The 9,096-nt window shown below is 70.2% G+C and carries 7 protein-coding genes; 4 read left to right on the plus strand and 3 right to left on the minus strand.

What is annotated here, in order from left to right; genetic code table 11:
• Positions 1-40: 40 nt before the first annotated feature.
• Positions 41-1,048 carry an EamA family transporter gene (locus tag HCC61_RS27805; protein WP_240969341.1) on the minus strand — a complete coding sequence of 336 codons (1,008 nt, stop codon included), beginning with the start codon at positions 1,046-1,048 and terminating at the stop codon, positions 41-43.
• Positions 1,049-1,252: 204 nt separating this feature from the next.
• Between HCC61_RS27805 and HCC61_RS27810 the strand changes: the two genes are divergently transcribed.
• A complete protein-coding gene (locus HCC61_RS27810) occupies positions 1,253-1,687 on the plus strand; it encodes an Lrp/AsnC family transcriptional regulator (RefSeq protein WP_169140128.1) in 435 nt (144 codons plus the stop codon).
• Positions 1,688-1,784: 97 nt separating this feature from the next.
• On the opposite strand, the gene HCC61_RS27815 is transcribed toward HCC61_RS27810, so the two are convergent.
• Positions 1,785-2,660 (minus strand): helix-turn-helix domain-containing protein, encoded by an 876-nt coding sequence (locus HCC61_RS27815; RefSeq protein WP_169140130.1) that lies wholly within the window; start codon positions 2,658-2,660, stop codon positions 1,785-1,787.
• 449 nt (positions 2,661-3,109) lie between these two features.
• Here HCC61_RS27815 and HCC61_RS27820 point away from each other — a divergent pair, with 449 nt between their 5' ends.
• A complete protein-coding gene (locus HCC61_RS27820; protein ID WP_240969356.1) occupies positions 3,110-4,549 on the plus strand; it encodes an FAD-dependent oxidoreductase in 1,440 nt (479 codons plus the stop codon).
• Positions 4,550-4,764: 215 nt separating this feature from the next.
• The gene (locus tag HCC61_RS27825) at positions 4,765-6,681 is read left to right on the plus strand and encodes a SpoIIE family protein phosphatase (RefSeq protein WP_169140134.1); all 1,917 of its coding nucleotides are present in this window, start codon (positions 4,765-4,767) and stop codon (positions 6,679-6,681) included.
• A gap of 65 nt (positions 6,682-6,746) precedes the next feature.
• Here the strand turns inward: HCC61_RS27825 and HCC61_RS27830 are convergent, their stop codons facing one another.
• Positions 6,747-8,117 carry an MFS transporter gene (locus HCC61_RS27830; protein ID WP_169140167.1) on the minus strand — a complete coding sequence of 457 codons (1,371 nt, stop codon included), beginning with the start codon at positions 8,115-8,117 and terminating at the stop codon, positions 6,747-6,749.
• A 122-nt stretch (positions 8,118-8,239) separates the two neighbouring features.
• On the opposite strand from HCC61_RS27830, the gene HCC61_RS27835 reads away from it, so the two are divergent.
• Entirely contained in the window at positions 8,240-8,785 is a 546-nt protein-coding gene (locus tag HCC61_RS27835) for a MarR family transcriptional regulator (RefSeq protein ID WP_169140136.1), read from the plus strand.
• Positions 8,786-9,096 lie beyond the last annotated feature (311 nt).

A 9,096-nucleotide genomic window follows, 5' to 3' on the forward strand; every position in this document is an offset into this window, starting at 1 on the left:
ACGAGTCGGCTCCGGTCGTGAGGCCCCTGGGCCCGGCAGGTCAGGAGCGCCGTGCCCGTGGGTGTGCCCGCGAGTGTGCGTCTGCCTGAACCTCGGCCTCTGCCTGTGTCTGGGTTTCCGCGTGTGTCTCGGCCTCTGCCTGTGTCTCGGCTTCCGCGTGTGCCCGCGTACGCGACCGTGCCCGCCCCTGCGCTTCTGTCCGCGCCCGCGCCCGCGCCCGAGTCGGCACCCGCGCCGGTACGGCGTCCCGTTCCTGATGCACCGCGACTCCGGTCACCACCAGGGCGATACCGGCCAGTTCGAGCCACGCGGGCGTCTGGGCCAGCACCACGAAGCCGATGACGACCGCCGTGGCGGGCAGCAGCGACAGCATCAGTGCGAACGTCGCACGCGGCAGACGCGACATCGCGAGCTGATCGCAGACGTAGGGGATGACCGACGAGCAGACCCCCACTCCGAACGCACTGGCCAACAGCAGCGGCGACGTGAACGCGACCACCGCGTCGCCGGCTCCGACCGGCGCCACCACGGCCATCGCCACGAGCATCGCCGCACCGAGCCGGTCGATGCCGGCGGCACCGCCGTCGGCCGCCAGCCGATGACCGAGCACCACGTAGAGCACGAACAGGGCGCAGTTGCCGAACGCGAAGGCCAGGCCCAGCGGTTCGGCGGCCAGGTGCACGTCCGTGAGCAGCCACACTCCGCCGACCGCCATGACCAGCGCGCTCACGTTACGCATGGAACGCAGCCCGAACGCGGCCAGCACCACAGGCCCCAGGAACTCGATGGCGCCCACCGTCCCCAACGGCAGCCTCTCCAGGGCGAGATAGAACGAACTGTTCATCACCCCCAGCACCGCTCCCAGCGCCAGCAGCAGCCGGCGCTGCCGCCAGGACGACACCGCCCACACCCTCCACGGCCGACGCCAGGCGGCGAAGACGACCGCGGCCGAGGCACAACGGAGCCAGGCGACCCCCAGCACATCGACATGGGCGAACAGCAGCACCGCGAACGCCGGCCCGAGGTAGTGGAAGACGGCGCTGGTCACGAAGTACGCGGACGGCGGCACCCTCCCCGCGACCGCGGCCGCCCTGCCCCTCGTGGCTCTGCCTGCACGGAATCGCGAAACACTGACCATGAGTGACAGACTCGCAAGCACCAGCGCCTGAAACCATGGCGAATGTGCAAGCATGCCGACCAGATCGTTTCATGTTGTGTCTATAAAGCCCCTCTCTGTTTGGCGATGATGAAGATGGATGCTGTGGACAGGGCCGTGCTGACCGAGCTGGACGCCGACCCCCGCCTGCCGACGGCCGAACTGGCCCGCCGTATCGAGGTGTCGGTGCCCACCGCGCGGGACCGCGTACGACGGCTCCAGGAGAGCGGTGTGATCCGCGGCTACCGCCTCGACGTGGACCCGGCGGCACTGGGCTGTCCGGTGGCCGCCTTCGTACGCGTACGCCCCGGGCCCGGGCAGTTGCCCAAGATCGCCGAACTCGCGCAGAGCCTCCCCCAGGTCAGCGAATGCCATCGCATCACCGGCGAGGACTGCTTTCTGATCAAGGTCCACGCAGCAGACGTCGGTTCGTTCGAGGAAGTCCTCGACCGCTTCCTGCTGCACGGGCAGACGACGACCTCGATCATCCAGTCCACACCCGTGCCGCCCCGGACACCCGGACTGAGGTGAGCGCGGCACAAGCCCGGTCCACTCGGACCGGCTGCCGCGCCCTCCTCCTACGCCGTCGGGTCCTATGCCGTCGGGCACACGGTCGTACGTGCCACCGTCAGCCCTGCGGTCGCGGACGCAGCCCTTCGAGGAGTATGTCGAGCAACCGCCGTGACGCCGCCGCCTGTTGCGCCGCGTCCGGAAGCGAGGGAGCCGCCGTGGCTATCACCAGCAGCACGTCGCCGACGGTCACATCGTCGCGCAACTCCCCCGCCTCACGGGTGCGTTGCACCATCTGACCGACGACGCCCAGCAACTCCGCACACCCGGAGTCGTCTTCGTAGCCCTCCAGGCCGTCACCGCCACGGTCGTCCTGCCGCTGCACGGACGCCGAAGCGGACGTGGTGCCGTCCTCGACCAGCCGCAGTCCGGACCGCTCCTGCTGCCCGTACGCGGCCTGCCGCTGCTGCGGTACCCGCGCCGGGCCGGCCTCGGCGCCGGATGCGTCGCCGCCCCAGCCGTCGGCGCGGAGTATCCGCGGCGGCAGCAGGCGGCCCGCACCCGAGGCGACCGACGTGCGCAGGAAGCGCGAGAGCGCCGACCACGGATCCTGCTCCTGGCCCAGGGCCGTGCGAGCCTGCTCCGTGAGGCGGGCCGTCTCCTCCGCCGCGATCCGCCGGACCAGTACGTCCTTGCTCGGGAAGCGGCGGTACACCGTCCCCACGCCGACCCGGGCCCGCCGGGCGACGTCCTCCATCGGCGCGCCGTAGCCCAGCTCGCCGAAGACCTCGCGGGCTGCCCGCAGTACGTGCTCCAGATTCCGCTGCGCGTCCACTCGCAGTGGAGTGGGACGCGGCGCGGTCGCAGTCTCCGCGGCCCTGCCGCGCAGGCCGGCGCCACCGGCCTTGTCCGCGCTCGTGGTTCCTCCGACGGCGCCGATTCCGCTCTCGCCGTCGCCCGCCCCCTGGCTCCCGTTGTCCGGAGCCGCCGACATGGCGGCAGCAACGGAAGAAGAGCCGTGAATACCCTGAATGCGCATCAATTTTCCCCCGGTCATCAAGTCTCCCCCCGGAGACCCTCACGCTGTCGCGGCCGGTGGCGTCGGCACCGTTGGTCCTCAAGCACCGCACCCCCGACGCCCACGAACATAGTTGAGCACTGGTCAAGAGAGAAGAGGGCGGTCTCGCGGACGTCCGTCGGCCCTCGCCGCGGCGGCCGTTCCGGCTCCCGCGAGCCACTCTCCGCACCCGCAAAAATAGCCCATGACCTGCATCGATGTCACCGCCAAGGCAGTGGCGGGAGAAACGGAGGCCCGGTCTCCGCCGGACACACAATTCTTTGAGCCTGTGGACAAACACCGGGTCGCGGGTGCGTCATGGACTCGTGACCAAGGCAACGAACGGAACCGCGCGCATTCTCGTGATCGGCGGCGGATACGTGGGCATGTACACCGCCCTGCGTCTCCAGCAGAAGCTGAAGCACCAGATCCGGCGGGCGGCGAACGGTTCCGGCAGCTCCGACGGCCCCGGCTCGTCCGGCGGCACCGGCGGAGTCGAGATCGTCGTGGTCGATCCCGACCCGTACATGACCTACCAGCCGTTTCTTCCCGAGGCGGCCGCCGGCTCCATCTCACCGCGCCACGTCGTCGTACCGCTGCGCCGGGTCCTGCGGGACTGCCGGCTCGTCGTCGGCGAGGCCGTCTCCATCGACCACGACCGTCGCGTCGCCCACGTCCAGACGCTCGCCACCGAGCAGGAGGGCACCGGCACCGTCGAGATGCCCTACGCCGAACTCGTCCTGGCGCCCGGCTCCGTGTCGCGCACACTCCCCGTACCCGGCCTCGCCGAGCACGGGATCGGCTTCAAGACCGTCGAGGAGGCCATCGGGTTGCGCAACCACGTGCTCGAACAGCTGGACATCGCCTCCTCCACCCGGAACCCCGAGGTGCGCGACTCCGCCCTCACCTTCGTCTTCGTCGGCGGCGGCTACGCCGGCGTCGAGGCGCTGGCCGAGCTGGAGGACATGGCCCGCTACGCGTGCCGCTACTACCACAACCTGCGCGCCGAAGAGATGAGATTCCTGCTCGTCGAGGCATCCGGAAGGATCCTCCCGGAGGTCGGCGAGGAGATGGGCACGTACGCCCTGCGCGAACTCCGCGCACGCAACATCGACGTACGCCTGGACACGCGCCTCGACTCCTGCGAGGACCGCGTCGCCGTGCTGAGCGACGGCTCCCGCCACCCCACACGCACCCTCGTGTGGACCGCGGGCGTCAAGCCGCACCCCGTGCTCGCCGCGTCCGGGCTGCCGCTCAACGGCCGCGGCAGACTCGCATGCACGGCCCAACTCCGCGTCGACGGCGCCGAGAACGCATGGTCCGCCGGTGACGCCGCCGCCGTGCCCGACCTGCTCGCCGAGGAGAAGGGCGAAAAGGGAGCTCTGTGCGCCCCCAACGCCCAGCACGCCGTACGTCAGGCCAGGCGTCTCGCGGACAACATCGCCGCCACCCTGCGGGGGGAGCCCGCCACCGACTACCGTCACGCCTACGCGGGTTCCGTCGCCTCACTCGGGCTGCACAAGGGCGTCGCACACGTCTACGGACGCAAGCTCAAGGGCTACCCGGCCTGGTTCATGCACAGGACCTACCACCTGAGCCGGATCCCCACGATCAACAGAAAGGCACGAGTGCTCGCCGAATGGACCTTGGCGGGACTCTTCAAGCGCGAGATCGTCTCGCTCGGTTCGCTCGAACATCCCCGGGCCGAGTTCGAACTCGCGGCAGGCGGCTCCCGCCGCCCGGACAACGGCAAGGACCGCCACGGCGGCAACGGCACCACCAGCACCAACGGCACCAAGAACAGCAGCGACGGCAAGTACGACTGAGGACCGCACCGGAACCTGCCCGGCCCGTCGACGACCGGACGGGGCGACTCCCGGGGCGCCGGATGATCCGGCGTATGGCCCGTGCGTGATCCAATGTCTGCGCCGCGCACCATGCGGAACGTGTGACCATGAGTGGGCTCGCATCCGCGCACAGTGACCAGTACGACGGCTCAGCGGGGGGCCGTCTCCAGAACGACACGAGGAATCGGACGACCGTGAATTTCACGCGCTGGAGCGCCCGACTGCCCGGCACACAGCGGCGCAACTCAGCCGCACAGGCGGCCAGGGCCGCGGCGGCCCAGGCGCACCAGACGTCCGACAAATCCGTCGAGACCGTCGGCGACGGCAGTGGAGACTCCACGGACGACGCATCCGCCGGCGACGACTCCGCCGGCGCGGACGACGGAGCGGGACCGGGAAGGGCCGGCGCAGGCACCGTTCCGCCGGCGCGCGCCGGGCGCCGAGACGCCCCGTCCGCGGCAGAAGCGGAATCCAGCGGCTCATCCGCTCGTACGGCCACCGCGACCCACGCGGCTCCGACCGCTCGGCCGTCGCCGTCCGGCACCGCCCGTACGAACGCCGAATCCGCAGCGGCCGCGGCCAGCGCCCACGTCACCCGCAGCATCGACGCGCTCTCAGTCCACGACCTGCTCGGCCAGGTACCGGCCCTCGCCGCCGTCGTCCACGGCGGCGACCACCGCATCGCATACGTCAACGACGCCTACACCGCTGTCTTCGGCCCCCGCTCACAGGGCGAGGCGGCCCGCGACGCCCTGCCCGAACTCGTCGAACTCGGCCTGCTCCCGCTCATGGACCAGGTGCTGCGCAGCGGAAAGCCCCGCACCGTCAAGTCACGCCGCGTCCCACGCACCGCCGACTCGCGAGACAGCCGGGACGCCTTCTACACCTTCACCTGCACCCCCATCACCGCCGACGGCGAGAACGGCGTACTGATCTTCGCCGCCGAGGTCACCGACCAGGTCGAGGCGGCCGAACGCCTGCGCGCCAGCGAACGCCGCCAACGCGAGGCCGCCGTCACCCTCCAGCGCAGCCTCCTGCCGCAGGAGCTGGAACAGCCCGACGACCTGCGAGTCGCCGCCACCTACCAGCCAGGCGGTACGGAAGCCGCCGTCGGCGGCGACTGGTACGACGTCATCACCCTCGGCGCAGGCCGCACCGCACTCGTCATCGGCGACGTCATGGGCAGGGGCGTACGGGCCGCCGCGGTGATGGGCCAACTCCGCACAGCAGTACGCGCCTACGCCCGACTCGACCTCCCCCCGCACGAAGTGCTGCAACTACTCGACGGACTCGCCGCCGAGATCGACCCCAGCCAGATCGCGACCTGCGTCTACGCCGTGCACGACCCCAACGAGGGACTCCTGCACTACGCCTCCGCAGGCCACCCGCCGATCATCGTGCGCGACCCCGACGGCGTGGTCGAGCGAGCCCCCGAACCGACCGGGCCCCCGCTGGGCACCGGAGGCTGGGTGCACACCTCCTGCTCGCTCCCGCTTCCACCCGGCGGCTCAGCCGTCCTGTACACCGACGGCCTCGTCGAACGGCGTGACGCCGACATCGACACCGGAGTCACCACGCTGGAACGAGCCTTCGCGGGCGCCACCGGTTCCCCCGACATCGTCTGCGACCGCCTGCTGCGCTCCCTCGGCATCACCGCGGAGCACGACGACGACGTCGCCGTCCTCGTGCTCCACCACCCTGCCCGTACGGGCACCGACGCCGAGCTGTTCCACAACGCCGCCCTCGATCTGCTCGGCGGCACCGAAGCAGCGCCCCGCGCCCGTGCGTTCGCCACCGGCGTGCTCTCCTCCTGGCGCTTCCCCACGGAGCTTCAGGACCTCGGCGTACTGGCTGCCAGCGAACTCGTCGCCAACTCCCTCCAGCACGGCACCCCTCCGATGCGCCTGCGCCTACGCCGCACCGACCGGCGCCTGATCGTCGAGGTCACCGACGGCGACGAGCACCTGCCGCGACAGCGCTGCGCCGAGGCCGTCGACGAGGCGGGACGCGGCATCTCCATCGTCGCCACCATCGCCTCGGCCTGGGGCTCCAGAAGGACACCGGGCGGGGGCAAGTCGGTGTGGTGCGAGTTCGCCCTGCCCACGACCTGACCCGCCTGCCCCCTGCCACGCTTCCGCCGGCTCGGCATCGAGCCGGCGGACTCCGTGCGGTCCGCTCAGACCGAGGCCATCGTCCGCCGCTCTTCGGTGATCATCTCTGTCATCACCCCTTCCTCGACCTCGGACGGGTGCCGGTGCGCAGCGCTGCTGCCCGCCACGACCACCGACCGGTACGGCCTGTCCTGAACCGCCGTCAACCGCCGCCCCAGCCACAGCGCCAGACAACTCACGCCCAGCGAGCAGCCCACCAGCATCACGATGTACGTCCCGTACGCACCCACCGCGGCAAGCAGTCCGCCCACCGCCGGCCCCAGCGCCAGCGCCATCTGCTTCACCAGCGCGAACGCCGAGTTGTACTGACCCAACAGCCGCTTCGGCGCAAGGTCGGCCACCAGCGGAGCCACGGTCGGCGAGAGCATCGTCTCGCCCACACCGAACAGCGCGTACGTGGTGATGAGCAGCGTGGTCGCCACCGCCTGTGTCCCGTGCACGAGGCCGGAGACCCCGGCGGCCACCCAGGCCACCGCCCATATGAGGCCGACAAGGGCGACGACCCGACTGCGCCGACGCCGCTCGACCAGGCGCAGCACCACATACTGAGCGAGCACGATCATCGCCGTGTTGGCCGCCAGCGCGACCCCCAGCGTGGACGTCGATATTCGCGTGACTTCCACCGCGTACGCCGACAACCCAGACTCGAACTGTCCGTAGCAGGCGAAGAACAGCACGAAGCCCAGCACACAGAGCAGCACCATCGACCGGTCGCGCAGCAGCACGGACCAGCTGTCCGCCGGCGACTCCCGCGTCGTGGCCGAAGCCGCAGCCGGCCCACGGACCGCGTCCACCTCCCCGCTCGTGAGCCGAGGCAGCCGGACCGTCACGAGGACCAGCGCGAGCACGACGAACATCGCCGACTCGATGACGAACAGCAGCGTGAACGTCGCGGGACGGTGCTCGTCGACCATCAGCCCACCGAGCAGCCCGCCGATCCCCAGCCCGAGGTTGTTCAGGAAGAACTGCGTGGCGAAGGCGTGCGAGCGGGTCACCGTCGTGGAACACGACACGATCATGGTGGCCAGCGCGGGTTGCAGAACGGCCACTCCGGCCCCCATCAGGGCCGACGAAGCCAGCACGTACGGAGCGCTCTCCGCCATGCCGAACCCGAGCGCCCCGACCATGCCGAGACCGGAGCCCGCCAGAGCCACAGGCATCGGTCCCCTCCGGTCGATCACCCGGCCCGTGAACGGGAGAACCGCGAGCGCTACGACCGCGAATACAGCCAGCACAGCACCGGCGGTGCCGTCCCCGAGCCCACGCACGCGCGACGCGTAGACGAACAGGAACGGCGCGGTGAAGCCGTTGCCGAACGCCGCCAGGGCGTTCCCGAGCTGGATCCGGAGCAGCGCAGCGCTCATCGTCCTGGTCACACTCACCTACCTCTCATCAAGTCCTCGCCCAGCGAGGAGACTTCAAAGCTAAAGTTCGATGCTAAAGACTACACAGCGCAAGCGTTCATGTCGAACGACTTCACGTGGGATACTCCGGACCCATGCCTCCCGTGCCCGGACGACAGCCCACGCTCGACGAGCAGATCGCCATCTACCAGCGCGAATACCGCGACCTGGACCCCGAGGTGGAGAAGGTCGTGAACGCGCTCAGCCGTCTGGACCGGCGGATGAACGTCGCGTACGGACGCCAGCTCGTGACCCTCGGCCTCGGTCACGCCGAGTGGGAGGTCCTCAAGGAACTGATGATGGCCGGCTCGCCCTACCAGCTGTGGCCCGGCACGATCGCCAGGCGCCTCGGCCTGACTCCCGCCGCCATGACGCACCGCATCGACCGCATGCTCGCCCAGGGGCTGGTGACGAGAGAGCGGGATCCGGAGAACCGGGTCCGGGTCATCATCGGCATCACCGACGAGGGCCGGGAGAAGTGGCTCCAAGTGATGCGCAAGGCCTCGGTGTTCGAGGAAGACCTGCTGCAGGATCTGACCAAGGTCGAGCGGACGTTGCTGGGCGAGCTGCTCACGCGGCTGCTGCGCCGTGTCGAGGACACCCAGCCCGACGCGAGCGGGCGTCTGACCGACCTGGATTGAGCAGTCGCGCGCCTCGCAGGCAGCAAGTTGACACTGTGCACGCCGAACCGTAGTGTCCTCCGGGTTGCCACGGAGCCGTTCGGCTCATGAGGCGACACTCTTGCCGTCCGACGGCAGTCTCTACTGATGTGTCTCCCGCTTCCCGCGGGGCTGTTTTTCGTGTGCGTGTGTGTGCGGAAATCAGTTCGGCGGGGGTGTGCGGTGTCTCGATTTTGAGGTGCCGGGGGGATTCCTCTAATGTGGCGGCCGCGTCGGAAGGCGCCCCCTCCGGCTGGGGAATCGGATACGTGGAAACCGGGCTTGGAAACGAC

It is taken from the genome of Streptomyces sp. HNM0575, from assembly GCF_012726265.1.
In the GTDB taxonomy this organism is placed as follows: Bacteria; Actinomycetota; Actinomycetes; order Streptomycetales; family Streptomycetaceae; genus Streptomyces.

Bases quoted from the DNA above. Each gene is read 5' to 3' on its own strand.
- HCC61_RS27835 (WP_169140136.1), top strand. From the start codon at position 8,240: ATGCCTCCCGTGCCCGGACGACAGCCCACGCTCGACGAGCAGATCGCC.
- HCC61_RS27815 (WP_169140130.1), bottom strand. From the start codon at position 2,660: ATGTCGGCGGCTCCGGACAACGGGAGCCAGGGGGCGGGCGACGGCGAG.
- HCC61_RS27820 (WP_240969356.1), top strand. From the start codon at position 3,110: ATGTACACCGCCCTGCGTCTCCAGCAGAAGCTGAAGCACCAGATCCGG.
- HCC61_RS27810 (WP_169140128.1), top strand. From the start codon at position 1,253: ATGGATGCTGTGGACAGGGCCGTGCTGACCGAGCTGGACGCCGACCCC.